Source organism: Sphingopyxis sp. JAI108 (assembly GCF_013410105.1).
In the GTDB taxonomy this organism is placed as follows: Bacteria; Pseudomonadota; Alphaproteobacteria; order Sphingomonadales; family Sphingomonadaceae; genus Sphingopyxis; species Sphingopyxis chilensis.
This window is the reverse complement of record NZ_JACCCJ010000001.1, coordinates 906,254-932,431: the sequence shown is the minus strand read 5'-3', so window position 1 is coordinate 932,431 and position 26,178 is coordinate 906,254. Positions and strand designations below refer to the sequence as shown.

Annotated in this window: 17 protein-coding genes and 1 tRNA gene; 9 read left to right on the top strand and 9 right to left on the bottom strand. The window is 65.8% G+C overall.

Annotated features, from left to right (window positions below; all coding sequences use genetic code 11):
- Window positions 1-202: 202 nt before the first annotated feature.
- The 3 genes from HDC29_RS04450 to HDC29_RS04440 all read right to left on the bottom strand — a co-directional run bounded on the left by HDC29_RS04450 (window position 203) and on the right by HDC29_RS04440 (window position 5,504).
- Window positions 203-2,152: a glycoside hydrolase family 2 protein gene (locus HDC29_RS04450; protein ID WP_179494802.1), complete on the bottom strand. Its 1,950-nt coding sequence runs from the start codon at window positions 2,150-2,152 to the stop codon at window positions 203-205.
- Window positions 2,153-2,251: 99 nt separating this feature from the next.
- Window positions 2,252-4,603 carry a GH92 family glycosyl hydrolase gene (locus HDC29_RS04445; protein ID WP_257018034.1) on the bottom strand — a complete coding sequence of 784 codons (2,352 nt, stop codon included), beginning with the start codon at window positions 4,601-4,603 and terminating at the stop codon, window positions 2,252-2,254.
- 73 nt (window positions 4,604-4,676) lie between these two features.
- The gene (locus HDC29_RS04440; protein WP_179494800.1) at window positions 4,677-5,504 is read right to left on the bottom strand and encodes a class I mannose-6-phosphate isomerase; all 828 of its coding nucleotides are present in this window, start codon (window positions 5,502-5,504) and stop codon (window positions 4,677-4,679) included.
- 216 nt (window positions 5,505-5,720) lie between these two features.
- On the opposite strand from HDC29_RS04440, the gene HDC29_RS04435 reads away from it, so the two are divergent.
- Window positions 5,721-7,076, top strand: a complete 1,356-nt coding sequence (locus tag HDC29_RS04435) for a sugar porter family MFS transporter (protein WP_179494798.1) — start codon at window positions 5,721-5,723, stop codon at window positions 7,074-7,076.
- Between the two features lie 10 nt (window positions 7,077-7,086).
- Here the strand turns inward: HDC29_RS04435 and HDC29_RS04430 are convergent, their stop codons facing one another.
- Together HDC29_RS04430 and HDC29_RS04425 are read right to left on the bottom strand one after the other, a co-directional pair.
- On the bottom strand, window positions 7,087-8,328 hold the full coding sequence (locus tag HDC29_RS04430) for an ROK family transcriptional regulator (RefSeq protein ID WP_179494796.1): 1,242 nt from the start codon (window positions 8,326-8,328) through the stop codon (window positions 7,087-7,089).
- Window positions 8,329-8,468: 140 nt separating this feature from the next.
- A complete protein-coding gene (locus HDC29_RS04425; RefSeq protein WP_179494794.1) occupies window positions 8,469-10,277 on the bottom strand; it encodes a DUF885 family protein in 1,809 nt (602 codons plus the stop codon).
- 137 nt (window positions 10,278-10,414) lie between these two features.
- Between HDC29_RS04425 and HDC29_RS04420 the strand changes: the two genes are divergently transcribed.
- The 5 genes from HDC29_RS04420 (at window position 10,415) to kduI (ending at window position 18,869) form a co-directional block, all read left to right on the top strand.
- Window positions 10,415-11,785 carry an amidohydrolase family protein gene (locus tag HDC29_RS04420; protein ID WP_179494792.1) on the top strand — a complete coding sequence of 457 codons (1,371 nt, stop codon included), beginning with the start codon at window positions 10,415-10,417 and terminating at the stop codon, window positions 11,783-11,785.
- Window positions 11,786-12,034: 249 nt separating this feature from the next.
- Complete coding sequence (locus HDC29_RS04415) at window positions 12,035-12,808, top strand: FadR/GntR family transcriptional regulator (protein WP_326913566.1); 774 nt, start codon at window positions 12,035-12,037, stop codon at window positions 12,806-12,808.
- Window positions 12,809-12,917: 109 nt separating this feature from the next.
- Window positions 12,918-15,671 carry a TonB-dependent receptor gene (locus tag HDC29_RS04410; RefSeq protein ID WP_179494784.1) on the top strand — a complete coding sequence of 918 codons (2,754 nt, stop codon included), beginning with the start codon at window positions 12,918-12,920 and terminating at the stop codon, window positions 15,669-15,671.
- 79 nt (window positions 15,672-15,750) lie between these two features.
- Window positions 15,751-17,907 (top strand): hypothetical protein, encoded by a 2,157-nt coding sequence (locus HDC29_RS04405; RefSeq protein ID WP_179494782.1) that lies wholly within the window; start codon window positions 15,751-15,753, stop codon window positions 17,905-17,907.
- A gap of 119 nt (window positions 17,908-18,026) precedes the next feature.
- Entirely contained in the window at window positions 18,027-18,869 is an 843-nt protein-coding gene (gene kduI, locus HDC29_RS04400; protein WP_179494780.1) for a 5-dehydro-4-deoxy-D-glucuronate isomerase, read from the top strand.
- Between the two features lie 51 nt (window positions 18,870-18,920).
- On the opposite strand, the gene HDC29_RS04395 is transcribed toward kduI, so the two are convergent.
- Together HDC29_RS04395 and HDC29_RS04390 are read right to left on the bottom strand one after the other, a co-directional pair.
- Window positions 18,921-18,995: transfer RNA gene (locus tag HDC29_RS04395), tRNA-Gln, on the bottom strand.
- Between the two features lie 58 nt (window positions 18,996-19,053).
- On the bottom strand, window positions 19,054-20,139 hold the full coding sequence (locus tag HDC29_RS04390; protein WP_179494778.1) for a branched-chain amino acid aminotransferase: 1,086 nt from the start codon (window positions 20,137-20,139) through the stop codon (window positions 19,054-19,056).
- A 78-nt stretch (window positions 20,140-20,217) separates the two neighbouring features.
- Between HDC29_RS04390 and HDC29_RS04385 the strand changes: the two genes are divergently transcribed.
- Window positions 20,218-20,730: a MarR family winged helix-turn-helix transcriptional regulator gene (locus HDC29_RS04385; protein ID WP_179494776.1), complete on the top strand. Its 513-nt coding sequence runs from the start codon at window positions 20,218-20,220 to the stop codon at window positions 20,728-20,730.
- A gap of 1 nt (window position 20,731) precedes the next feature.
- Here HDC29_RS04385 and HDC29_RS04380 read toward each other — a convergent pair whose 3' ends face one another.
- Both HDC29_RS04380 and HDC29_RS04375 read right to left on the bottom strand, forming a co-directional pair.
- On the bottom strand, window positions 20,732-21,562 hold the full coding sequence (locus HDC29_RS04380; protein WP_179494774.1) for a pyrroline-5-carboxylate reductase: 831 nt from the start codon (window positions 21,560-21,562) through the stop codon (window positions 20,732-20,734).
- A gap of 19 nt (window positions 21,563-21,581) precedes the next feature.
- Window positions 21,582-23,249: an alkaline phosphatase family protein gene (locus tag HDC29_RS04375; protein ID WP_373562755.1), complete on the bottom strand. Its 1,668-nt coding sequence runs from the start codon at window positions 23,247-23,249 to the stop codon at window positions 21,582-21,584.
- 101 nt (window positions 23,250-23,350) lie between these two features.
- Between HDC29_RS04375 and HDC29_RS04370 the strand changes: the two genes are divergently transcribed.
- Both HDC29_RS04370 and HDC29_RS04365 read left to right on the top strand, forming a co-directional pair.
- Window positions 23,351-25,414, top strand: coding sequence for a thioredoxin family protein (locus tag HDC29_RS04370; RefSeq protein WP_179497220.1), 2,064 nt, complete (start codon window positions 23,351-23,353; stop codon window positions 25,412-25,414).
- Window positions 25,414-26,154, top strand: a complete 741-nt coding sequence (locus HDC29_RS04365; protein WP_179494770.1) for a TlyA family RNA methyltransferase — start codon at window positions 25,414-25,416, stop codon at window positions 26,152-26,154. The genes HDC29_RS04370 and HDC29_RS04365 overlap by 1 nt, the downstream gene beginning before the upstream one ends.
- Window positions 26,155-26,178: the final 24 nt, after the last annotated feature.

The window sequence follows — 26,178 nt, the reverse complement described above, 5'->3', positions numbered from 1 at the left end:
TTGAGCCTCTCTCAGAATATAAAAAACAATTTGTCAAAATAAATTTTTCAAACCGGGGGCGCGACGCGATGAATCGTTGCCAACCCGGCATAAATCCGCAGTTTTGCGTTGTTTATTGCGCCCCGGTGAGCCGTCGCACGACTCAGCGCCCGCCACCCCAAGCCGGGATGGCGGGTGCCGTCACGCTTTCACCCGATGCCCGTCAGTCGGGCGCCGGAGTCGTCCACAGCGGCGCGGCGATCTTTGCCAGCGCCTCCGCCGGCGCTTTCGGCACCGCGCGGTCATAGGTCAAAAGCCCGTTGATCTCGTCCTCGACATCGGTGGTCTGGGTATAGACCGAGGCGCTGAGCCCATTCTCCTTTGCCTGGCGGATCACGCCTTCCATCTTGCGGCGGAAACGGACGAGATATTCCTTCTCGTCCTGCGCGACCTGATAGCTCCAATTGCCCTTGCCCGGTTTCCAGATATGGCCCGGCACGGGAAAGCCGACGCCGCCATATTCGCCGAGCACGATCGCGCGATTCGTCTGAAGCGGCGGCGTCCTCGGCACGTCTTCATAGGTGTGGATGTCGAGCATCTCCGACGCCCCCGGCGCGACGTCGAGCCAGCCCGAATTGGCGTTCACCAGTCGCGAGGGATCAAGCCCCTTCACGAAGCGCGCGAGCGTCGCCGAATCATATTGACCCCACCCTTCGTTGTTGACGACCCAGGTGACGATCGAAGGAAAGGCCCGCAGTTCGCCGACCATTTCGGACAATTGCTTCTGCTGCTCGGCGAGCGTTTCCGAAGGGAAAATCGCCTGATACTGGCTGGTGCCGGCGAGATATTGATCCTCGCCGCCGCCCGAGGGCATGTCCTGCCAGATCAGCATCCCGAGCCGGTCGGCGTCGTGATAATAGCGCGCGGGTTCGACCTTGATATGCTTCCTGAGCATGTTGAACCCCGCCTTCTTCAGGAAGACGATGTCGCTCTTCATCGCCTCTTCTGACGGCGGTGTGTAGAGCCCGTCGGGCCACCAGCCCTGATCGAGCGTGCCGTGCTGGAAGAGCGGCTTGTTGTTGAGCAGGATCGCGGGTTGCCCCGCAACGCGGCCGGGGCCGATCGACACTTTGCGCATCGCGAAATAGGCGGCGACGCTGTCGCGCGGCGCCCCCTGAACCTGAGCCTTCGCATAGACGCGGCTTTCGTGGTCGGTGAAGCGCGAGTCATAAGCCTTGCGGTCGCGCTCGGCCTCGCCCGCATAGGGATCGGCGATCGTCACCAGTTCGGCCTTGAGGTCATAGAGATGGGGATCGTCGGGCGACCAGAGATGCGCGTCCGGGATCGCGAGCGTCGCCTGCCGGTTGGCGCGAATGATCGTCGAGGCGATCGGCTTGCCGCCCGCGCTCGCGGTCAAGCGCACCGCGTCGGTGTCGTTAGCCCAGCCCGAGAGCGCCACCGCGACATCGACGGTGCCGCGATCGATATCGGGGGTCGCGCGCACCTCGGCGATATGGAGCTTCGGCACCGGCTCGATCCACACCGTCTGCCAGATGCCGCTGACCGCGGTGTACCAGATGCCCGCGGGATCGAGAATCTGCTTGCCGCGCGGCTGCGTCCCCGCGCTCGTCGGGTCGGTGACCTCGACGACCAGCTCGTTCTCGCCGGCCTTGAGATAGGGGGTGATGTCGAAACCGAAGGCGTCGAAGCCGCCCTTGTGCGATCCGACGACCGATCCGTTGACGCGCACCGTCGCCTCATAATCGACCGCGCCGAAGTTGAGCATGACATTCTCGCCGCGCCAGTCGGCGGGGACGGTGAAGCTGCGGCGATACCAGATTCGGTCGTCGGGGGTGACCTTGCGCGCGACACGCGACAGTTTGGACTCGACCGGAAAGGGCACGAGGATCTGACCGTCCATCGTCGCCGGACGCTCGGCGGCCTTGGGCGCGATCGCATAGTCCCACAGACCGTTGAGATTGACCCAGCGTTCGCGCACCATCTGCGGACGCGGATAGAGCCGCCACGCGTTTTCAGGGGTGACCTCCCTGCCCCAGCGCGTCGTCAGCTCGCCGGTGTAGACGGCATCGTCGGCGGGCGGTGCGGCGGTCTGCGCCTGCGCCGCAAGCGGCGCGAGGGCAAGAAGGGATGCGGTGATCAGAAGGCTGCGCATGGTATCTCCTGTTGAAGAGGGGAGCCCGGGACCCAAGGGGGAAGGCGGATCCCGGGCTCGCGCCCCCGCGGAGGACACGGAGGCGAGGGGCTCGTCAGGTCAGCGTTTTCGCGACATCGAAGGCGGTGCGGCGCCGGGCGCGGCGCCCCACGCCTTGTTCGGTTTGGGGCCCATGGTGAAGACGAAGGTCGCGCCATCCTTGACGTCGTCATGGCTGAACCACGGCTTGTTCCACGGTTTGCCGTCGAGCGTCGCCGACTGGATATAGACGTTCGTATCCGAATTGCCCTTCGCGACGATGCGCAGCGTCTTGCCGTTACCCATGTCGAGGCTGGCGTCGTCGAACAGCGGGCTGCCGATGATATAATCCTGGCTCGACGGATCGACAGGATAGAAGCCGAGCGCCGAAAGCGCGTACCAGGACGAGGTCGCGCCCTGATCGTCCATGCCGGGATAGCCATAGCCCGCGGCGTCGCTGGCGTAGGTTTTCTCGAGGATCTGGCGTACCAGCGCCTGCGTCTTCCACGGCTGGCCGCTCCAGTTGTAATAATAGGGCGCCTGCTGGTCGGGCTGGTTGCCGTGGACATATTGGCCGATCACGCCGGTGCAGTCGCGGCAGATGCCCGTGGGATTATAGGGCTTGGTGAAAAACTCGTCGAGCTTGGCATTGAAGGCATCGCGCCCGCCAAGGAGGCCGATCAGCCCCTCTACGTCGTGCGGGACGAGCCACAGCGTCGACCAGCCCGACGCTTCCTTCATCATGAAATTATAATAGGGTTCCTGCGGGTCGAACGGCGCGATCCATTTGCCGTCGGCGGTGCGCCCGCGCATGAAGCCGATCGATTTGTCGAAGACGTTGGCGTAATTGCCCGCGCGCTTCAGGAACATCCGGTAGTCGGCGTCCTTGCCGAGCTTCTTCGCGTAGAGCGCGAGCGCATAATCGTCCCACGCATATTCGAGCGTCTTGTCGGCGCCCGCCTTGCCGCCGGCATAGGGCGGGCTGGGATTATGGTCGGGCACAATGTCCGAAATCCAGCCCTGCTTCATATATTCGGCGAGATAGCCGCGCGGCCCCTTCGGATCGGTCGCATTCTTGCGCAGATATTCATAGGCGGCTTCGTAGTCGAATTCGATGCCGCGTTCCCACGCGCCGAGGAAGAGGAACACCGCATTGTCGCCGTGGAACGAGGTGTTCATATAGCCCTTCTCGCGCGCCATCGCGAGTTCGGACGCCATGATGTTCTGGACCGCCGCGGGCTCCATCAGTTCGAGCAGGACGATCTGGTTGCGCCCCGTGTCCCAGAAGGGAACCGGGCCGTAACGGTCGTGCGTCGCGGTCTGGACCTTGCCATTGGTGTCGGCGAATTTCTCGCCCTTCTGCGCGATCAGCCGCGGCGAGGCGAAGGATTGGAACAGCGTCGAGTAGAAGAGCTTGCGCTGCTTGTCGGTGCCGCCCGTCACGCGCACGCGGTTCAACAGCTGCGCCCATGTATCGCGCGCCGCCTTGTGAACGCCGTCGAAGTCCCAGCCGGGCACTTCGGCGGCGAGCCGCTGCGTGGCCTGCTCAAAGCTGGTGCCGTGCGCCATCTTCACCAGCACCTGTTCGCCGGCTTTCGTTTTGAAGGTCACATAGCTGCCGGCGTAGCTGCCCGTCATCTCGCGCCCGCCGGGTTTCACGTCGCTGGTGCCGATGCCCCAGCCTTCATTGTCGCCGGGCGCCTTGCGGAAGGTGCCGAGCGCGGCAAAGGGCTTCGAAAATTCGGCGACGAAATAGCCGCCGTCGGCACTGTCCTTGTCGTTCGATATGCCGCGTATGATGCGGTCGCCGACGACCTCGACCGAGCCGCCGTGGCGCGGCAGGTTGACGATGATGTTCGATCGCTGACTTTCGGGGAAGGTGAAGCGCATCACGCTCGCCCAGCGCGTCGCGGTCAGTTCGGCCTGCGTGCGGAAGCTGTCGAGATAGACCGAATAATAGCCAGGAAACGCCTTTTCGCGCGACTTGTCATAGTATGACTGGCTGTAGGCGGGCGGCGGCGACCAGTCGCCGACCACGGGCATGATGAAAGGCTCGGCGCCGCCGCCATAGGTCGAGCCGCCACCGCCGGTGAAACCGATCATCGTCGGGTTGGTGTAATAATAGGGAACGGGAACGCCGTTCGGATAGAGCAGCTCGATATTGTTGTTGACCGGCGCCGCCTCGACCGACCCGTGCGGCAGCCGCGCGCCCGGAGAGGTCTGTCCCGAATAGACGGGTTCGCCCGGCGGCGGCGCGTTGCCGATCACCGCGGGATCGTCGAGCGGCGCGGTGCCGACGAGCGGGTTGGCGAGATCGACCGGCGATTGGGCGGCAGCCGCCGAAAGGGCCAGCATCGCCGCCGAGCACGCCATCGCGGCGGCCGCCCTTCGCGCGCGCGATTGCACCCGGTTCGAACCCATTCCCTTTTCCATTGCGACCCTCTTCCCTGTAGTCTTGTCGTTGGTTACGCGTCTGTGCGGCGCGGCTGGCTGCGCGCCGCCGCGGTCATTGCAGGCGCCCCTCCCCCGGATAGGCCAGCAGCAGGTCGGCACCGGCATCGGCGGCGATCGTCACCGAACCCGTGAGCGCAAGACATTCGCCCGCTTCGAAGGCGACGCCGTCGGCGAGCCCGTTGCCCGCCACCGGGATCAGCCACGCCGTAACGCCGTCAGGAAGCGCGATTGTCCGCGCGCCGCCCGCGAGTCGTTCGAGCACGAACTTCGGACCGTCGACAAGCATCTCGCGGTCGTCGGCGACCCGGCCCGGCGACGGATAGGCGGTGTAGGGCCGTGGGTCGGCGACCGCGATGCCGTCGTCCAGATGCAATTCGCGCGGGCGGCCATAATCGTAGAGGCGGTATGTCGTCTCGCTGTTCTGCTGCACCTCGATCAGCGTCAGTCCGGCGCCGATCGCATGAACGGTGCCCGAAGGGACGTAGAAGAAATCGCCGGCCTTGACGGGCTTCCAATCGAGCAATTGCTCGATGCTGCCGTCGAGCGCGGAGTCGCGCAGCTTCGCCTTTTCGACCGGCGCCTTCGTCCCGAGCGCGATCGTCGAACCGGGCTCGGCACCGAGGATCAGCCAGCATTCGTCCTTGCCGCGCGGCAATCCGCGATCGTGCGCCTGCGCGTCGTCGGGGTGGACCTGTACGGACAGCTTTTCGCTGGTGAACAGATATTTGACCAGCAGATCGGGCGCCGCGTCGCCGGGCGTCTGGAACCATATTTCGCCGACTGGTTCGCCGCCCGCCGGGGGATCGCCAAACGGGGCCCGCAATTCACGCCGCCCCCAGGGCTTTTCCACCCGGTGAGTCGCAAGCAAGATCGCTGGCACCAAACCCCTCCTTCACAGCTCCGCCCGTCCTTCCGGGTCGGTTTGCCGGACATCCGGGAACGCATCCCGGCGGCCGATTTTTTACAGCCTGCCCCGTCCACGCCGTCGGCGTCAAGATAATAATGAAAATTAATTTATTTGATCAATTCGGCATTTATGGCATGTCCGGCGATCGACGAGGACGAGCGCCAAGCTCGATCCCGCGGGAGAGAGACGATGACCGGCAAGCCCGACGGCCCAGCATTTTCCAGAGAAAATCCTTCAGTCAGCCCGCGTCGCGGCGTCCTTGCCGCCGCCATCGGAACGGCGGCGCTCGCCGGCCTGTTGTTCGGGTTCGATACCGCGGTCATCGCGGGCGTGACCGGCGACCTGACCGCTCTGTTCGCCCTCACCCCCGAAACGCTGGGCATCACCGTTTCCGCCGCGCTGTGGGGGACGCTGGTCGGCGCCTTGTTCGCCGGCAAGCCCGGCGACGCTTTCGGCAGCCGCGACAGCCTGCGCGTGCTCGCCATCCTCTATTTCGTCGCGGGACTCGGCTGCGCGCTCGCGCCGGGCTGGACCTCGTTCCTCGCCTTTCGCTTCATATGCGGGCTCGCGATCGGGGGCTCGTCGGTCCTCGCCCCCGTCTATATCGCCGAGATCGCCCCGCCGCGGCACCGCGGCTTCCTCGTCGGCCTGTTCCAGCTGATGATCGTCACCGGCATCCTCGTCGCCTATCTCAGCAACGCGACGATCGCGGGCCTGGTCGGTGGAGAGACGGCCTGGCGCTGGAAGCTCGGGGTGACCGCCGCCCCCGCCCTGCTTTTCTTCATCCTGCTCTTCGCGATCCCCAACAGCCCGCGCTGGCTGCTCGCCAAGGGACGCCGCGACGAAGCAGGCATGGCGATGGCCCGCATCGGCGCGCCGACCGCCGAACTCGACCGGATCGAAGAGGCGCTCGAACGCGATCCGCCGGGCGAGAAGCTGTCGTGGCACCGGCACCGGCGGCCGATGATGCTCGCCATCCTGATCGCGATGTTCAACCAGCTGGCGGGCATCAACGCCGTCCTCTATTATCTGAACGACATTTTCGCGCGCGCGGGGTCGCTGTCGCCCGACCGGCAAGCCGTGATGATCGGCGTCGCCAACCTGGTCTTCACGCTCGCCGGCATGGCGCTGATCGACCGCCTCGGGCGCAAGACGCTGCTGCTCGCCGGCGCGGCGGGCATGACGCTGTGCCTCGCCGCCGCGGCCGGGGTGCTGTTCGGCGCGCTCGGCACCGGCCTGATGCTGCCCGCGCTGATCGGGTTCATCGCCTTTTTCGCGACCAGCCAGGGCGCGGTCATATGGGTCTATATTTCAGAAATCTTCCCGACGCCGGTCCGTGCCCGCGGCAGCGCGCTGGGCGCCAGCACGCACTGGTTGATGAACGCGCTGATCGCCGGGATATTTCCGGTGCTCGTCGCCTGGTCACCCGGCGCGCCCTTCGCGATCTTCGCCGCCGCGATGGTTGTGCAGTTCGTCGTCGTCGCGGCGGTCTTTCCCGAAACGAAGGGCGTCGATCTCGACGAAATGGCGCAGCGGATCGAGTAAGCTCGGCGGATCAGCGGCCCGCCTGCATCAGGATCGATTCCGACGGCAGGATATGGTCGAGGAAGGGGATGATCGCGGCGCCGATCGCCGAAGCATCGTCGGACGCCCCGGCGCGCCGCACAGGTGCGACCACCGGAAGCTGGAGCCCCGTCATCCGGGCGTTGAGCCGTTCGACCAGGCCGTCGACCAACTTGCCCGGCAGCCGCCCACCGATCAGGATTGCGGCGGGATTGATCAGGCAATTGACCGCGATCAACGGCTGGACGAGCGCATCGGCGGCATCGTCGAGCCATTGCAGGATCACCGCTTCGCGATCGGGCGAACTGCCGAGCAGGGTGTCGGGGGCATCAACGTGATGCCCCGCGGCCTCGAGCCGCGCGTAGAGCGCCGACAGCGAAACCGTGTCCTGCACATTCGCCCCCTTCCCGCGTTCGGGGTCGGGCATCGCCCAGATCTCACCCGAACGCGAATCGGCGCCGCGGACATAGCTGCGATCGATGACGAGTCCTCCGCCCAGCCCCGCGCTGATCAGCAGGTAGAAGAAGCTGGGCAGCGCGATGCCGTTGCCGAGATGGACTTCGCCGAGCGCCGCCGACGCCGCGTCATTGTCGGCATGCAGCGGCCAGGGAAGCACCTCGCCGAGCAGCGCGCCGAGGTCGATCCCGTCCCACGCATCATATTCCGTCGGCCGATGCGGCAGCGCGATGCGGCCAAGATCGTCGGGAAGCGCGATCCCGACGCCGAGGATGCGCGCCCGGTCGACCCCGCCCTCATCGAGCAGTCGGGGCAGGATGTCGCGCACATGGTCGACGACCGTTTCGGGAAGCGCGAAAGCGATCTCGCGCGTTTGACGGCTGCGGATTTTCCCCGCGAGGTCGAGCGTCACCAGCGTGATGTGGTCGCGGTCGATGTTGAGGCCGATCGCAAAGGCGCCGTCGGGGTCGATGACGATCCGCATCGCGGGCTGGCCGCGCTTTCCCTGCAGACGGCCGGCCGGCTTGACGAGGCCGAGATCGATCAGCCGTTTCGTGATGTTGACGATCGTCGGCGGTGTCAGGCCGGTGACTCGCGCGAGGTCGCTCCGCGTCGTCTCTTCGGTGAGACGGATCGCCTGAAGGACGATCCGCTGATTATAGTCGCCCGCGCGCTCGAGATTCGTTCCCGACAGGCTGAGCGTCAGCCGCGCGTCGCGTGCCTCGGGGCCGCTCGTGGCCGATTGGCGGCGGTCGCGACCCGGAAAGTTGAGGCTCATTGCAGGTCTGTCCTCCAAGCTTGTTAGAATGCCCGGCGCCCCCCGCCAAACAGACTCGTCACATAAAGCGTAGTCGCTTTAATAATTCGATTTTAGATAAAGCGGAGCGCCGGCCTTCTGTCAATCGAACGCCGCCGGCCTTATCGCTTCGACGCGATATAAGCGGCGACCTGTTCCTCGAGGATGTTCAGCGGCAGCGCGCCCTCGCTCAGCACCGCTTCGTGGAATTCGCGAATATCGAAGCGCGGTCCGAGTTCGCGTTCGGCGCGCTCGCGCAGCTCGGCGATCTTCAATTGCCCGACCATGTAGCTCGTCGCCTGTCCGGGCCAGTTGAAATAGCGGTCGACCTCGCGCGCGATGTCGGTGTCGGCGACCGAGCTGTTCGTGCGGAAATAGGCGATCGCCTGCTCGCGCGTCCACCGCTTCGAGTGGATGCCGGTGTCGAGCACCAGCCGGATCGCCCGCCAGACCTGCAGCGACAACATGCCGAACCGGTCATATGGAGTCTTGTACACGCCCATCTCGTTCGCGAGCCGTTCCGAATAGAGCCCCCATCCTTCGATATAGGCGCCGTATCCGCCGAATTTGCGGAACTTCGGGATGCCGGCCAGCTCCTGTTGCCGCGCGATCTGAAAATGATGCCCCGGCGCCCCCTCGTGCGCGGCGATCGCCGCGACCTGGACCTTTTGCGTCTGGTTCATGTCGACGAGGTTCACGTAGTAGATGCCGGGCCGCGATCCGTCCGCCGACGGCGGGTTATAGAAGGCGGTCGAAGCGGTCGCCTCGCGCCACTTTTCGACCGCGCGAACCTCGAGCGCTGCCTTGGGCAGCACGCTGAAATAGCGCGGCGCCGCCGCCATCGCCGCGGCGATCACCGCGCGCGCATCGGCAAGATAGGCTTCGCGCCCGCCTTGCGTGTTCGGATATTTGAGCTTGGGGTCGGTCCGGATATGATCGAAGAATTGCTCGAGCGTGCCTGCAAAACCGACCTCGCGCTTGATCGCCTCCATTTCCTCCCGGATCGCCGCGACCTGCTTCAGCCCGAGCTCGTGGATCTGGTCGGCGGTGAGGTCGGTCGTCGTCGAAGTCTTCAGCCGGTCGGCATAATAGGCCTCGCCGTCGGGCAGGCTCCACACGCCGAAATTGCCCTTCGACCGGGGTTCGATCTCGTCGATCGCGGCGATGAGGACGTCATAGCCGTGCTTGAACGGACCCGTCAGCGCCGCAGCTGCATCGGCGATCAGCTTGGCCTTGACCGCGTCGGACGCGTCGAGCGCGCCGACCTTTTTCCCGAAGTCTGCGAGCAATGTCGAATCCGCTCCAGCGTCGAACGGCGCGCCGACGAGGATTTTCTTCGCATCGGCACGCGCGGGCGCGAAGTTGACCTTGTTGGGCACGGCGCCCGCCGCCGCCTGTTCGCGCATCGTGGCGGCGACCTCGCGCATCACGCGGTCGGTGTCGCGCAGACGCCCGATATAAGCCTCGGCATCGGCGACGCTGTCGACCTTGTGATTGTTGATCAGCAACACCGGAATATCGCCCGCCGGGCTGCCGCTGGTCGTGACCGGGAAGCGCAGCTTGCGGAAGCGGAAGGATTCGCGGCGCCGCTCGACGTCATATTCGAACAGTCGGTAGCTGACGCGCGCGCTCGGCCCCAATTGTTCGGGGCGGAAGCGCGCGCGCATTTCCTTCAGCTGTCGTTCGAGCAGTTCCTGTTCGCGCACCGCGGCGGCATCGGTATAATCGTCGAGCCGGTCGTAATCGCTCTTGAGCCCGAGCTGCGTCTGGCTTTCGGGCTGAAGCGCGATCCGCGCGTCGAAAGCGTCGTCGAGAAAGCGGAGCAGCGCCTCGTCCTGCGTCGTCGCCGGCGCCGCCTCGGCCATCGCCGGGGCGGGCATGACCGCAAGCGGCCATATGGGGGCCAACATCAGGGCAAGGGCGAAACGCATAAAATTCTCCTGTCGAATGCGTCGCTTGTACCCACCGCTTGCTTCGGCGCAATCGATACCGGCCGGCACCGGACCGACGGCAGCGGATTTCCCATCGACGATTGCAGGTGTGAGACGGCGCGGCTAGCCACTCGCGGATGATCAAGCTCCGTTCCCGCCGCCTTCTGGCCGCGCTCGCCACTCTTGCCTCCCTAGGCTTCGCGACATCGCCGATGGCGGCGGCATCCGAAGCGACGCTCTATGCGGGTGCGACCGTCATCGACGGCACCGGCGGCGCGGCCCGCCCCGATCAGGACATATTGGTCGACGGCGAGCGCATCGTGGCAGTCGCGGCGCATGGGTCGCTGGCGGTGCAGGCCGGGACGGCCCGGCGGGTCGACCTCGCCGGGCGCTTCGTCATTCCGGGGCTGATCGACAGTCACGTCCACCTCGCGACGCCGCCGAACCGGACCCGCGCCGAAGCGATCCTGCGCCGCCAGCTTTATGGCGGAGTCACCGCCGTGCGCGACATGGCCGACGACTTGCGCGCGGTGGGCGATCTGGCGCGCGCTTCGCTGGTCGGCGAGATCGCCGCCCCCGACATTTATTACGCCGCGCTGATGGCGGGGCCGCCCTTTTTCGCCGACCCGCGCGTCCTGTCGGTCAGCCGCGGCTTTGCGCCGGGAACGGCGCCGTGGATGCAGGCGGTCGATGCCGATACCGACTTGCGCACCGCGGTGACCCTCGCGCGCGGCACGTCCGCCACCGCGATCAAAATCTATGCCGACCTTCCCGCCGAGCGCGTCGCGGCGATCATCGCCGAGGCGCACCGCCAGAAAATGACGGTCTGGGCACATAGCGCCGTCTTCCCTGCCCGCCCCGCCGAGGTGATCGCCGCGGGCGCCGATGTCGTCAGCCATGTCTGCTATCTGGGCTATGAGGCGCAGCCGCAGATGCTCGCGGCCTATGAGGATCGCACGCCGGTCGACGAAACGCGCCTCGCGCCGACAGGCGACGATCCTGTCGTCGCCGACCTCTACCGGGCGATGGCCCGGCAGGGCACGATCCTCGACGCGACCGGCAGCCTGTTCGTCAAGTTCGAAGCCGCGCGCAAGGCGGACCCGAAAGCGAAGCCGCTGCGTTGCAGCGGCGCGCGAACGACACGGCTGACCCGGCAAGCGTGGCGCGCCGGCATTCCGATCGCGGCCGGCACCGACTTCGTCGATCCCGCAAGCAACCCCTGGCCCGAAGTCCATGCCGAGCTGCGCTATCTGGCGCATGATGTCGGCATGCCGCCGCTCGCCGTCATCCATTCGGCGACGCTGGTGGGCGCACGCGCGGCGGGGCAGGACAAGGATATGGGGTCGATCGAACCCGGCAAGCTCGCGAACTTCGTCGTGCTGGCGGCCGACCCGCTGACCGATATCGACAATATCGAACGAATCGAGATGACGGTGAAGCGCGGGCGCGAATATCGGCGCGCCGACTATGCCGCGCCGACGCCGAAGGAATTGGCCGAAGCGGATTGATGGCCCCCCGGACAGCGGGATTCGAACCTCCGGCGTGCAACCGTCAACCGGCCGCAGCGGCAATCCACACGGCGACGATCCTTACAAAAGCGAGCCCGAGGGGCTTGCCGCCGCCCCTCGCAGCTCGGCCTCCTGAACCGATCATCACATTTTAAAATAAAATGAAATTATTTAAGTTGTCATATGACTGATAATGAGTACAGTGGGCGGGCATGGCGCTGAACGCGTCAGCAACGGGAGGATGGGCGCGTGAAGCAGGGCGGCAGCGAAGCTGTGCACGATGATCGACTGGCGCTGCGCAAGCGGCGGCCGTCACTGGTCGATGCCGCTTGCGAACATATCCGCACCAGCATTTTATCGGGCGTACACGGGCCCGGCGCCCAGCTCCCCACCGAGGCGGAATTCGTCGATGTGCTGGGCGTCAGCCGGACGGTGATTCGCGAAGCGATCGCCCGTCTCGCCGCGGCGGGACTGGTCGAGGCCCGGCAAGGAAAGGGGCTCTTCGTCAGCGAGACGGCGCGTTATCAGGCTTTCCAGATCACACGCGACGAGGTCGAGAATCTGAGCGACGTGATCCAGTTGCTGGAACTCAGGCTCTGCGTCGAAACCGAAATGGCAGCGCTGGCCGCCGAAAGGCGCAGCGAGGTTGACGTGATGAACATGCGTCAGCAGATCAAGATCCTTGGCGAGGCGGCGGTCGGACTCGAGGATTCGGTGAAGGCCGATGTCGAATTCCACAACGTCATCGCACGGGCGAGCAAGAACAGCTATTACGCCAAGCTGATCGATTTCCTGGGCGTCCGCCTCGTCCCGCCTCGCTCGCTCTATCTGCGGCAAGGCCAGGCCTATATCGGCGACAGCTACAAAGCGGTGATCAGCGCGGAGCACGAAGCGATTCTCGACGCCATCATCCGCCGCGACCCTGACGCCGCGCGGGTGGCAGCGCGAACGCACATGAGCGGCAGCCTCAAGCGGCACCGCGAATTGCACGACTTCATGTCGTCGAACAGCCCGACGGGCTGAACCACACCAAAGCACAGACCTGAAGGAGAACTCAGGCACCGAATGACGTCCGGCAGAATAATAAGATCAATCTGCCAAACTTGTATGATATCTTATAGGGAGAGGTCCATTGAAGGTCAGTCTTCGCGCCTCCGTGGCGCTGATCGCATTCGTAACCGGTGCGCCCATGGCAATGGCGCAAACCGCGCCGCCCACCGATCCGGCCGCAAGCGAGGCGCAGGACGGCGACATCGTCGTCACCGGCATCCGCCAAAGTCTTTCCCGCGCTGCCGAGATCAAACGCGAGTCGACCGGGGTGGTCGATTCGATCGTCGCCGAGGATATCGGCAAGCTTCCCGACCTGACCACGGCGTCGGCGCTCCAGCGCGTACCGGGTGTGCAAGTGGTCGTCGGCGGCAACAACGAGATCGTCGGCGCCCGTATCCGCGGCCTCGACGACATCGTTACCACGCTCAACGGGCGCGAGATTTTCACCGGGGTCGGACGCGGCTTCTCGTTTCAGGACCTGCCCGCCGAAGCGCTTGCCGGCGTCGATGTCTATAAATCCAGTTCGGCCGAGCGGCTCGAAGGCGGCGTGGCGGGCGGCGTCAACATGCGCCTGCGCCGCGCGCTCGACTTCAAGGAACTGACGATCGCGGGCAGCGCGCGGGCGACCTATCTGCAGGAAGCGGGGTCGAAGAACACGATCAATCCGGCGCTGAGCATGCTCGTCGCCAACCGCTGGGACGCGGGCGAGGGCGAGATCGCGGCGATGGTCGGCATCTCCTATCAGCGCAACAAATATGCCCGGCCGATCGCGTGGAACGACTGGACGCGCGCCACGAGCGCGGGCCCCGCGGGCTCGCCGCAGAACCTGCACGCGCCCACCGGCTTCGCCGCCGCCATCGAATTCGGCAAATATGAGCGCCCGCAGGCCAATTTCTCGCTCGAATGGGCGCCCGATACCGACACCAAAATCTATGTCGAGGGCCTGTTTGCGGGTTATCGCGGCGACGTCTACCAAGCGCGCCCGACCTTCCGCGGTTTCACCGGCACGTCGTTGGAGGCGACCGCCGGCGATACCTGCGAGGACTTCGCGGTCGGGCCCGACGGCTATTATTCGGGGAACGTGCTCAGCCCGGACAATCCGACGGGTACCGGCACGATCCGCGAATTGTGCAACGCCACCGGCTACACGGCGCGCAATCTGGAATATTACACCGCGACCGTCGCGAACAAGTCGCGCACCGACATCTATGTGGTTGCCACCGGCTTCAACAAGGAGATCGGCGCGCTCACCTGGAATACCGACATCTCCTATGAATCCTCGACCAACCGGAACGACAGCTTCCGCGTCGATATCGGCAAGCGCATCGACGAACTGGTCCTGGTTCGCGACGTCAATCACGAGGTTGAGGCGACGATGCCCGGCAACCCCATGAACGACCCGGCGGACCTGGCGTTCGTCAACGGCATGAGCGAAAATATCAACCGCAGCCGAGGCACGTTGTGGGCCGTCATGAGCGACGCCAAATATGATTTCGACGGGGTTCTCGACTATGTCCAGGCGGGCGTTCGCGTTGCGAAGCGCAAGGCCGCGTTCGAGCAGTATCTCGGCGGCCCGCCGGCACCGGGCGGATCGTTCGTGACGCCGCTCGACGGTGCCGGACTTCCCAGCGACATCCTTTCGCAGGCTCCCGGCGTTCCCCAGATGAACGGCGGCGCGTCCTTCCTGCAGCTCGACCCCGACTATCTGGTACAGGAATCGATCAAGCGGCAGCTCAGGACGCTGTATGGCATCTCGCCCGGCACGCCCGCTTTCGATCCGACGCGCGACTATGACGCGCAGGAAAAAAGCTATGCCGGCTTCCTGCAGGCGGGTTACGATTTCTCGCTCAGCGATACGATCTCGATCGACGGCATGGTCGGCGCCCGCCTGACCCGTACCGACCGGAATATTGCGGGTTCTGGCCGCGTGACCGATCCAGCGACGGGCACGTCGCGTATCGAACTCGTCCGGCGCTCGACCAGCGACACCGACCTCCTGCCCAACGCCAGCGCGCGCATCCGGTTCGGCGGCGGCCTCCAGGCGCGCTTCAACTATTCGAAGACGCTGTCTCGGCCCAGCTTCGGCGAGCTCAATCCAGGGCTCAGCTACGTCGTCTCCTACGTCAACACGATCCAGAATTCGGGGTCGGGCGGCAATCCCGACCTGAGGCCGCAAAAGGCCGACAGCTTCGATGCGTCGCTCGAATATTATTTCGGCCGCAGCAACTATGTTTCGGTGGTCGGCTTCTATCGCGACATCACGGACCGGATCATCAACGGGACCGAGGTCCGGACGATCGACGGCCTGCAATATGTGATCTCGACCCCCCGCAATCTGGGTTCGGCCAAGATCAAGGGCGTCGAGGTGGGCGGCCAGCTGTTCCTCGATTTCCTTCCCGAAGGTCTCGACGGCGCGGGCGTGATCGGCAACTTCACGGTCATCGACAGCGAGGTGACGACCCCCGGCGACCGGCTTCAGGGTCTGCCGCTGCTCGGCGTTTCCAAATATAATTACAACATCGGCCTGATCTACGAAAAATACGGCATTTCGGCGCGGATGATCTACACCTATCGCTCCCGATATTTCGACGGCGATATCACCAATGGCCTCTCGCTCCGGCCGGTTTCGATCCCCGTGGGGCTCAACGGCATCCGCGCCGCGGGACGGCTCGACTTCGGCCTGAATTACGATGTGACGCCGAATATCACGGTCAGCCTCGCAGGCACGAACATCACGGGCCAGAAAACGCGCAACTTCGAATCGCGCGAGGATTTCGTCCGTGAGGTGCGGAACGACGATACGACCTATTCGCTCGGGGTCCGCTTCAACTTCTGAGCCCGATCATATGTCCGGCCCGCCCCGTCGGGCGCGGGCCGGACAAACGGGTGCCGGGAACGACTAAAAGGAGGATGATTTGAACAGAAAACGGATGTTCGCGGCGCTCGGGCTGGCGACGGCTCTGGCGGCAGGCAGCGCCGCAATGACCGGCACAGCGCACGCGCAGGCAGCGGCGACGGTTCTGAGCGAGCCGGGCAAGGCATTGCCCGGCGACGTGCGCGTGGCGCAGACGCAGGATTCGGTGACGATCGACTGGCCCTCCGCGCAGAATGAGCGCGCGCAGCTTGTCCTGTCGCTCGACCGCGAAAAACCGCTGATCCAGTCGATCGCAGTCGCCGGCAAGACGGTGCTCGGCGGCGTCGATCCCGCCGGCGTCGTCACCGTCGGCACGCGCGATCTCAAGCAGGGCTGGACGATCTTCTTCGACAACCCGCGCAAGCGCCCGTTCGAAAGCTTCCCCCTCACGCTCGCGCGCAACGACATCAGCGTGCGCGCGGAGGGCGGATATACCAAGGTGATCGTCGGCGGTGCGGCCGCCGGGCCCTTCTCCGGCACCTATGAGTTCACCATCTATCCGGGCTCGCGGCTGGTCCGCGCCGCCATGGTGATGTCGACCGCGCGCGAGGCCACCGCCTATACCTTCGACGCCGGTCTCGGGGTTGCATCCTCGGCGGCGCTGCCGTGGCGATCGATCGCTTTCACCGACACCAGCGACGCGATGGTGCGCAAGGAAGGCGATGCGTCGCGGGGGCCAGCGGTTTCCCCCAAGGTCCGCGCCCGAATGATCGTCGCGGAAGGCGCCGCGGGCGGTTCGCTTGGCATCGTCCCGCCGCCGCACCAGTTCTATTACCCGCTCGATTATGCCAATAACGACAATTCGGCCTGGTACGGCAACGACTATCGCAACCTCGCCGGCCGGACGAGCTTCGGCGTGCGCCAGACGCTCGAGGGCGATCGGCGCTATGTGCCGTGGGTCAACGCGCCGCCGGGCACGACGCAGGACATGGGCGTCTTCCTGCTGCCCGACGGTGGCGATGCGGCGAGCGTCACCAAGGCCGCGCTGGCCTATACGCGCGGCGACCGCTTCAAGGCGCTCGACGGGCACCGCACCTTCACCAGCCATTATCATGTCGAGCATACCGAAGCCTTTCTCAACACGAAACGATTCCAGCAATCGACGAGCGTGCCCGACGGGCTCGAGTCCCCCGATTTCGTCAAGCGCTTCAAGGACATGAACGTCGAGATCGTCCACCTCGCCGAGCTTCACCTGGGGCGCGAGGCGCTCGATCGCGCGGGCGACCGGCTGACGCTGCTCAAGACGATGCACGCGGAGACCGCGCGGCTGTCGGACGACAAGCTGCTGCTGCTCCCGGGCGAGGAACCCAACGTCCATCTAGGCGGGCACTGGATCAGCTTCTTCCCCAAGCCGGTCTATTGGACACTGGACCGCAAGGAGGGGCAGCCCTTCGTCGAGAATGATCCCGAGCTGGGCAAGGTCTATCATGTCGGCTCGCAGGCGGATGTCCTGAAGCTGATGCAGGACGAAAATGGCCTGATGTGGACCGCGCACCCGCGGATCAAGGGCTCGCTGGGCTTTCCCGACAAGCACAAGGATACGGCCTTTTTCAAAAGCGACCGCTTCCTCGGCGGCGCGTGGAAGAACATGCCGGTCGATTATTCGCTGCCGCGCCTCGGCACGCGCGTGCTCGACACGCTCGACGACATGAACAATTGGGCGGCGAAACCGTCCGAGCGCAAATTCGCCCCCGGCGAGGTCGACGTGTTCCAGCTCTCCGACGAGAGCGAGCTCTACGCGCATATGAACATCAATTACCTGCGGCTCGACGGGCCGTTGCCGCGCTATGCCGACGGCTGGCAGAGCGTGCTTGATGCGCTGCGCGGCGGCCGTTTCTTCACCACCACCGGCGAAGTGCTGATACCCGAATTCACGATCAACGGCGCGAAAAGCGGCGAGGAAGCGGCGTTCGGGCGGAATAGCGTGGTGCGGGCGAAGATCGACTGGACCTTCCCGCTCGCCTTCGCCGAGATCGTCAGCGGCGACGGCACCAAGGTCTATCGCGATCGCATCGACCTGACCGGCAGCGCGCCATTCAGTACGCGCGCGATCGAAAAACGCGTCAACCTCAGCGGCCGCAAATGGGCGCGCATCGAGGTGTGGGACGTCGCGACGAACGGCGCATACACGCCGCCGGTCTTTCCGAAAGCGAAATAGCCCTCCCCCCTGCCCGTGCAGTCGTCAGCGCTTCGCACCCTGGCGACTGCACGCGGCCCTTTTGGCTGGAATGGCGACATCGGCGCGCCGGTCCGGCCCGGTCCTTCTTCGGAGCAGTCATGTTCGATCGAACCTATTACGCCACCCATCCGGACATGATGGCGTGCGTGTCCAATGACGAACTGCGCGATCGCTATCTCATCCAGAACCTGTTCCGTCCGAACCAGTGCGTGCTCAACTATACGCATGCCGATCGGCTGGTGATCGGCGGGGTGCTGGTCGAGAGCGGGAGCGTCCGGCTACCGGATCAATCGGAGCCCGCGTCGGCTGCCGGCCACCCGTTCCTCGAGCGGCGTGAGCTCGGCATCGTCAATGTCGGGCGCGCCGAAGGCGCCGTCACCGTCGATGGCGAAATATTCGCGCTCGGCGCGAAGGACAGCCTGTACGTCGCAATGAGCGCGAAAGACGTCCGCTTCTCCGGCAACGGCGCGCGATTCTATCTCGCTTCGTCCCCCGCACATCGCGCCTGCGACACGCGCAAACTGCCGCTCGCGGACGCCAGGATGCTCGAGCGCGGTAGCCTGGCGACGGCCAACGACCGGACGATTCACCAGCTCGTCATCCCGGGCGTGTGCGACAGCGCGCAGCTGGCGATGGGTCTCACCATCCTCAAGCCGGGAAGCGTGTGGAACACGATGCCGCCGCACGTGCACGAACGCCGGAGCGAGATCTATTTCTACTTCGATCTCGACGATCCCGAGCAAGGGCGGGTGATGCACTTCATGGGCCGGGGCGACGCCACCCGTCATATCGTCATGGCGAACGGCGAGGCCGTGATCTCTCCCCCCTGGTCGATCCACATGGGCGTGGGCACCAGCGCCTATGCCTTCATCTGGGTCATGGCTGGCGAGAATCAGGACTATGACGACATGAACGTCCTCGACATCTGTCAGCTCCAATAAGGGGCGGCGCATCCGTCAAGCGGGCGGACAGGAATATCGGACAGAACCGGCTGGCTGGGGCGGCAGGATTCGAACCTGCGCATGGCGGCATCAAAAGCCGCTGCCTTACCGCTTGGCGACGCCCCAACAGCCGGTGCGACGCGCGCTCTATAGCGCGGCGCCGCTGAATGCAAGGCGGGTCGGATCAGAGCCGCGTGACCCAGCCGTGCGGATCCGCCGCGCGCCCGCGCTGGATGTCGACAAGCTTGACCTTGAGCATTTCGGTGACCTGCCCGGGGCCGCCCGCGCCGATCGTGAAGCTTTTCTCGCCGCGCGTCACCTTGCCGACGGGCGTGACCACCGCGGCGGTGCCGCAGGCGAAGCTTTCGGTCAGCTTGCCGCTTTCCGCATCGGCCTGCCACTGATCGATCGCATAGGGTTCCTCGCGGACCGTCAGCCCGGCGTCCTGCGCCAGGGTGATGATCGCGTCGCGGGTGATGCCGGGCAGGATCGTGCCGGTCAGCGGCGGCGTGACGATGCTGCCGTCGTCGAACACGAAGAACATGTTCATGCCGCCGAGCTCCTCGATCCAGCGATGCTCCGCCGCGTCGAGGAAAACGACCTGATCATGTCCCTTGGCGGTCGCCTCGCGCTGTGCGACGAGGCTGGAGGCATAATTGCCGCCACATTTGGCGGCGCCCGTGCCGCCCGGCGCGGCGCGGGTATAATCCTCCGACACCCAGAGCGAGATCGCGGGCGCACCCGATTTGAAATAATTGCCGACCGGCGAGGTGATGACGAGGAACTGATATTCGGAAGCCGGCTTGACGCCGAGGAACACTTCGCTCGCAAACATGAAGGGGCGCAGGTACAGCGCGCCGCCATCGACGGGCGGGAACCATTTGGCGTCGGCAGCGACAGCTTCCTTCACCGCCGCAATGAACATGTCCTCGGGCAGTTCGGCCATCGCCATGCGGCGCGCGCTGGCGTTGAAGCGCGCGGCATTGGCCTCGACGCGGAACAGCGCCATCGAGCCGTCGTCGAGGCGGTAGGCCTTCAGCCCTTCGAAGATTTCCTGCGCATAATGAAGCACGGCGGTCGCGGGATCGAGCGTCAGCGGCCCGCGCGGCATCACCTGCGCATCGTGCCAGCCCTGCCCCTCGGTATAGCGGATCGACACCATATGATCGGTGAAGACACGTCCGAAAACCGGGTCCGCAATCGCCGCCGCCCGTACGTCGTCCGCCACCGGATTGGGGTGCGACAGGTGGGTGAAGGCGGGAGCGGTCATGCGAAAACACCTTTGCTTTGCTGGTTTCGGGAGCGCGCCTCTTGCCAAAGAGCGGGACCGCGCGCAACGGTAGCGACTATGCCGGATGAAAATTTTCTTTCACAAGTTCCCGCCGCTTCTGCCCTTTTCTTGCGCGAGGACGAGGTGCGCCGCGGCATCGAATTCCTCTTTTTCGCCCACGCCTCGCTGTGGCGCGCGATCGATACGCGGCTTGCCGAAAAGGGGTTGGGACGCGCGCATTATCGCGCGCTCTATTTCATCGCGCGCCAGCCGGGTCTGACGATTTCGGATCTGCTCGCGCTGCTCGGCATCACCAAGCAATCATTGGGGCGGGTGGTTAAGGATCTCGAAGCGCGCGAATATCTGACGACGCGGCCGGGCAATCGCGACCGGCGCGCGAAGGAGCTGCGGCTGACCGACGCCGGCCGCGCGACCGAGCGCGAGATATTCACGGCGCTCCGCGATACGATGAGCCGCGCCTATACCCATGCGGGGCAGCAGGCGGTAACCGGGTTCTGGCAAGTCAGCGAAGCGCTCGTGCCCGCGCGCGAGCGCCGCCGGATCGCGGCATTGGGGAAAGACGCGGGCTAGATCAGCCCTCGCCCCGCGCAATATCCGCCAGCTCGCGGCCGCGGTCGCGCGCCGCGCGCAGCACGTTGGTGAGCAGCGCCGCGAGCTGGCCGTCGCTGTCGAGCACGTCGAGCCCCGCTTGCGTCGTCCCGCCCTTGCTCGCGACTTGCGCGATCAGCACCCCGGGCTTTTCTCCGCTGTCGGCAAGCAGCGCGGTTGCGCCGCCGAAGGTCGCCGTGGCGAGCTTCAACGCATCCTCGGCCGACAGGCCGAGCCGTTCGCCCGCCGCCGCGTAGGATTCGATCAGGCGAAAGACGAAGGCCGGCCCGCTGCCGGTGAAGGCGGTGACGAGGTCCATCGCCGCATCGTCAGGAAGCGCGACGACGGTGCCAAGCGGATCGAGCAGGCCGGTGATGGCACCCTCGTCGGCGTCCCCGAGGCTCGCGACCGCCGACACGCCGGCGCCGATGCGCGCGGCGAGGTTGGGAAGGATGCGGACCTGTGCCCGCGCCGCCGGAAAACGCGCCGCCAGGTCGGCGAGCGAAACGCCTGCGAGTATCGACAGCAGATGGACGTCGCCCGACACGACCTCGGCGAGCTCGTTCGCGACGTCGCCGAGTTGCTGCGGCTTCATGCCGAGCATGACCCATTCGGCGGCTCCGCCCGCGGCGAGCCACTCGGCGAGCGACGCGAATCGCACGATCCCCTCGCGCGATGCCGCGAACGGATCGACGATCGTGACCGCAGCGGGATCCAGCCCCGCCTTCAGCCAGCGATCGAGCATCGCGCCCGCCATGTTGCCGCACCCGACCAGCAGCATCCGGCCGGTAAAACCCTTCAAATTCTTCGTCATGGTCCCTGATTCTTCTTTGTTACCGGCAACTGCTTTCAGGACCCGAAATCAGGTCGAGGCAGCGGCCATCGATCTTGCTTGCATCAACCGGAAGGCCGATCAACGACGCCAGCGTCGGCATGATATCCACCGTCATCACGGCGTTGGGCTGTTCGAATGCGGCCAGCCCCTTGCGCCAGAAGAGGATCGGTACGCGGCGATCGTAATCCCACACCGAGCCGTGCGTCGCGACATAGCCGACGCCCGATTCGGGGATCGGCGTCACGCGTGGCTTCAGCGCGATGATGAAGTCGCCCGACCGCTGCGGATAATAGGAGGCGCGCAGCTTGTCCATCAGCGTCCAGCTATCGGGCGCGCGCTTCGAGATCGGATGCGCGTCGAGTTCCTGGCGCGTTGCCACCGCCTCGACCTGCGGGTGCGCGCGAAGGCGCGGCAGCAGTTCGGCGAGCACCGCCTTGCGCTGCGCCGCGGTCAGCGTCTTCGCCAGATAATAGTCGCCGCCGTCGCCATACAGAATAAGCTGCGGCAGGCCGAGCTTTTCGGCGACCGCCTTGCTCATCGCCTCGGGATCGAGCGCCTTGTCGACGCGCTGGGCGTCGGGCCAGGCGTTCTGACGGTTGCGTTCGGGCAGGTCGTGGCCGCCATGATCGGCGGTCAGCGCCACCATATAGTCGATCCCGGCCTGATCGAGGCGCGCGAAGAAATCGCCGAGTTCACGGTCGAGCCCCGCCATCTGGAGGCACATTTCGCTGCCTTCGGTGCCGGTGCTGTGGCCGACATAATCGGTCGCCGAAAGGCCCACGATCAACAGGTCGGTGCTATCCCCCTCGCCCATCTTGCGGACCTGGCGGAGCGCAGCCGCGGTCGCGAGTACGGCGCCGTCCGCCTCGGGCGACGCCATGAAGCGGCGGAAGTCGCCAGCGTCGCGCGCCATGCGGCCGGTGCCGACCGAACCGCCCTTTTCGAGCTGGATCGCAATGTCGTGCGGCGCGCACTCGGCAGGGAGCGTCAGCGCGGAACGCGGCTGGCCGATTGCGGCGGCGATCGCCGCGCTCGCCTGCTGCGCGGTCGGTGACAAGGTGGTGCCGCGATAGCCGGTGAGGCCGGTGGGCACGAGCCACATCAGCTCGTCGGCCTGACGCCCGCCCATCATGATCGCCGCGCGGTCCTTGCCCGATACCGAGACGACCTGCGCCTTCGGGTCGCGCGCCTTCATCAGGTCGCCGAGCGTCGGGACGAGCAGATGCTTTACCGAAGCAGCATATTCGCCGCCTTTCGACGTCGTTCCCGCCACGGCCTCGTCCTCGGCGCAATAAACGCGCTTGTCCGCGCGCGCGACCGAGAGATCGAAATAATTATTGGCGACGATGCCGGTGTGCGCGGGGTGGTTGCCGGTCAGGATCGTCGAATGGCCGGGGCAGGTTTCGGTCGCGCCATGCGCCTGATAGCCCGACGGAAAGACGACGCCCGACGCGAGCCGCGCAAGGCCGCCGGTGAACCGCCCGCGATATTCGGCGAAAAGATCGGCTGAAAACTGATCGACCGCGATCATGATGACCAGCTTCGGCGCCGGGGTCGCGGCAGTAACCTTTCGCACCGGCGCGGCCGAATCCTGCGCGAGGCCGGTTCCGGCAGCGACGAGGCAAAGCGCGGTGGCAAGGGCGGTGGACAGATATTTCAGCTTCACGGACGGCTTCTCCAACCTGGGGGTGTCAGCGCGGGCTGTCCTCTCGACGAAAGCCGCCTATATGGCAAGCCTTCGAACGATGAACGGGCGCGCGCATGGCCATGAATTTGCAGAGTGAGGCTTTTGTGACACGGGTCGCGCGCGCGGTTCTCGCGGTGCTGGCGCTCAGCCTCGTCGCCCTCACCCCCGCGCACGCGCAATCGACGCATATCCGGCCGAAACTCGTCGCCGAGTCGGTCGTACCCGCTCCCGGAGGCACGACGACGCTCGCGCTTACCATGACGCCCGAAAAGACGTGGCACGGTTATTGGGCCAATGGCGGCGACGCGGGTTTCGGCCTGTCGGTCGAATGGAATGCGCCCGAGGGCGTGACGATCGCGCCCTTCCGCTATCCCGTCCCCGATGCGCTGACCCTCTTCGGCATGATGAACCATGTCTATGAGCACCCCTATGCGCTGCTCGCCGACGTGCAGGTCGACAAGGACATCGCGCCCGGCACCGACCTGACTTTGTCGGGGATCGCCAACTGGCTTGCCTGCACCGACAAGGTCTGCGTTCCCGAAACGGCGGTAATTTCGGTCGCACTGAAGGCGGGAAACGGACATGTCACGGCCGCCGAACGCGAACGCTTCGACGGCTGGCGCGCGCTGCTCCCGCAGCCGCTCGACCGGCACGGCACGTGGGAAAAGCGCGGCGACATGGTGCGCTTTGCCATCCCCCTCCCCGCCAGCACCGCGATCGACGCGCCGCACCTGTTCGTCGAGACGCAGGACGTGGTCGATTATGCCGCTCCCCAGAATTTCAGCCGCAACGGCGACCAGATCATCGTCGAAGCCCGTGCGAAGGGCGATCGCGCGGGACCGATCGCGGCGCTGCTGAAGCTGGGCGGAGGCCGCGGCCTGTCGCTGCGGCTCGAACCCGGCGCGGTTCCCGCCTCCGGAGAGGTGATCGCCGGGAAGGCGGGCGGCATCGATATGGGCCTGTTCTGGACCGCACTCGGCGGCGCGATCCTCGGCGGTCTGATCCTCAATCTGATGCCCTGCGTCTTCCCGATATTGAGCCTCAAGGCGCTGAGCCTCGCGCGATCGGGCGGCGATGCGCGTTCGGCAAAAGTCGAGGCGCTCGCTTACACCGCCGGCGCCATCGTCACCGCGCTGCTCCTCGGCGGCGTGCTGCTCGCGCTGCGCGCCGCCGGCGAGCAGGTCGGCTGGGCGTTCCAGCTCCAGCATCCGGTCAGCGTGCTCGCGCTGCTGATCCTCGCGCTCGCGATCACGCTCAACCTGCTTGGCTTTTATGAGCTGCCGTCCTTCGGCGCCGGACAGGCGCTCGCCGGCAAGGGCGGTGCGGCGGGCGGCTTCTGGACCGGCGCGCTCGCGGCCTTCGTCGCGACGCCGTGCAGCGGGCCGCTGCTCGGCGCGGCGCTCGGAGCGACATTGGTGCTGCCCGCGTGGGCGGCGCTCCCGATCTTCGGCGGGTTGGGGTTGGGGCTCGCCCTGCCCTTCCTCGCGATCGGCTTTGTGCCCGCCCTGCGCAATCGCCTGCCGAAGCCGGGCCCGTGGATGGACCGTTTCCGCAAATGGATGGCGCTGCCGATGGGCCTCACCACGCTGGCCTTGGCATGGTTGCTGTGGCGCCAGCTCGGCAGCGGCGAGCAGCTTCTCTGGCCCAGCCTCGCCGTGGCGATGGCGCTCGTCCTGCTGACGCACTATGGCTCGATCCAGCGCGGCGACCGGCGGTCGTGGCTGCTGTTCGCCTCCGGCCTGCTCTTGCTCGTCAGCCTTGCGGGCGCGGTAACCGAAGTGGCCGAAGCCGAACGCACGGTGGCCGGCGCGGGATCGACCTTTTCCTCCGATGCGCTCACCAGGGCCCGCGCGACCGGCAAGCCCGTTTTCGTCTATTTCACCGCCGACTGGTGCCTGTCGTGCAAGGCGAACGAAGCCGGCGCAATCGAGCGCGAAGCGGTGCAGCGGGCGTTCGACGAGGCGGGCGTCATCACGCTCGTCGGCGACTGGACCAACGGCGACCCCGTCATCACCCGAACGCTCGCCGATCATGGTCGCAACAGCGTGCCGCTCTACCTTTGGTATGAACCCGGCGCCGCGAAGCCCGAAATCCTGCCGCAGATCCTGACGCCCGGCCTGCTCACCGACAAGGCGAAGCGCTGATGGCGAAACAGCGTGCCGACCAGCTGCTCGTCGATCGCGGCCTTGCCGAAAGCCGGACGCGCGCACAGGCGCTGATCCTCGCCGGGCTCGCCTTCGTCGGGACAAGCAAGATCGACAAGCCGGGGCAGCAGATCGCCGATGATGCTGAAATCAGCGTCAAGGGCCGCGACCATCCCTGGGTGTCGCGCGGCGGGATCAAGCTCGACCATGCGCTCACCCATCTCGGATGGGACGTGGCGGGCGCGGTCGCGATCGACGTCGGATCGTCGACCGGCGGGTTCACCGACGTGCTGCTCAGCCGCGGCGCCGTGCGGGTTTACGCAGTCGATTCGGGCACCAACCAGCTCGCGTGGAAACTGCGGCAGGACGACCGTGTCATCGTCCACGAACAGACGAGCGCGCGCATCCTGACCGCCGACCATATCCCCGAACCCATCGACCTGATCGTTTGCGATGCGAGCTTCATCGCGCTGTCGAAGGTGCTGCCGGTGCCGATGAGCTTCGCGAAAGAGGGGGCCCGGATCGTCGCGTTGATTAAGCCGCAGTTCGAGGCCGAGCGCCAGGAGATCGGCAAGAAAGGCGTCGTGCGCGACGCCGCGGTCCATGCCCGCGTCTGTGCCGAAGTGCGCGCTTGGCTGACCGGGGAGGGATGGGACGTGCTCGACCTCGTCGAAAGCCCGATCACGGGGCCGGAAGGCAATGTCGAATTTCTTATCGCCGGACGCAAGCGAGCGGCTTGACGCTGTGCCGCACAATCGCGACAC

Coding starts and splice junctions, on each gene's coding strand:
- HDC29_RS04450 (WP_179494802.1), bottom strand. CDS start 2,152: ATGCGCAGCCTTCTGATCACCGCATCCCTTCTTGCCCTCGCGCCGCTT.
- HDC29_RS04445 (WP_257018034.1), bottom strand. CDS start 4,603: ATGGAAAAGGGAATGGGTTCGAACCGGGTGCAATCGCGCGCGCGAAGG.
- HDC29_RS04435 (WP_179494798.1), top strand. CDS start 5,721: ATGACCGGCAAGCCCGACGGCCCAGCATTTTCCAGAGAAAATCCTTCA.
- HDC29_RS04430 (WP_179494796.1), bottom strand. CDS start 8,328: ATGAGCCTCAACTTTCCGGGTCGCGACCGCCGCCAATCGGCCACGAGC.
- HDC29_RS04425 (WP_179494794.1), bottom strand. CDS start 10,277: ATGCGTTTCGCCCTTGCCCTGATGTTGGCCCCCATATGGCCGCTTGCG.
- HDC29_RS04420 (WP_179494792.1), top strand. CDS start 10,415: ATGATCAAGCTCCGTTCCCGCCGCCTTCTGGCCGCGCTCGCCACTCTT.
- kduI (WP_179494780.1), top strand. CDS start 18,027: ATGTTCGATCGAACCTATTACGCCACCCATCCGGACATGATGGCGTGC.
- HDC29_RS04390 (WP_179494778.1), bottom strand. CDS start 20,139: ATGACCGCTCCCGCCTTCACCCACCTGTCGCACCCCAATCCGGTGGCG.
- HDC29_RS04385 (WP_179494776.1), top strand. CDS start 20,218: ATGCCGGATGAAAATTTTCTTTCACAAGTTCCCGCCGCTTCTGCCCTT.
- HDC29_RS04380 (WP_179494774.1), bottom strand. CDS start 21,562: ATGACGAAGAATTTGAAGGGTTTTACCGGCCGGATGCTGCTGGTCGGG.
- HDC29_RS04370 (WP_179497220.1), top strand. CDS start 23,351: ATGAATTTGCAGAGTGAGGCTTTTGTGACACGGGTCGCGCGCGCGGTT.
- HDC29_RS04365 (WP_179494770.1), top strand. CDS start 25,414: ATGGCGAAACAGCGTGCCGACCAGCTGCTCGTCGATCGCGGCCTTGCC.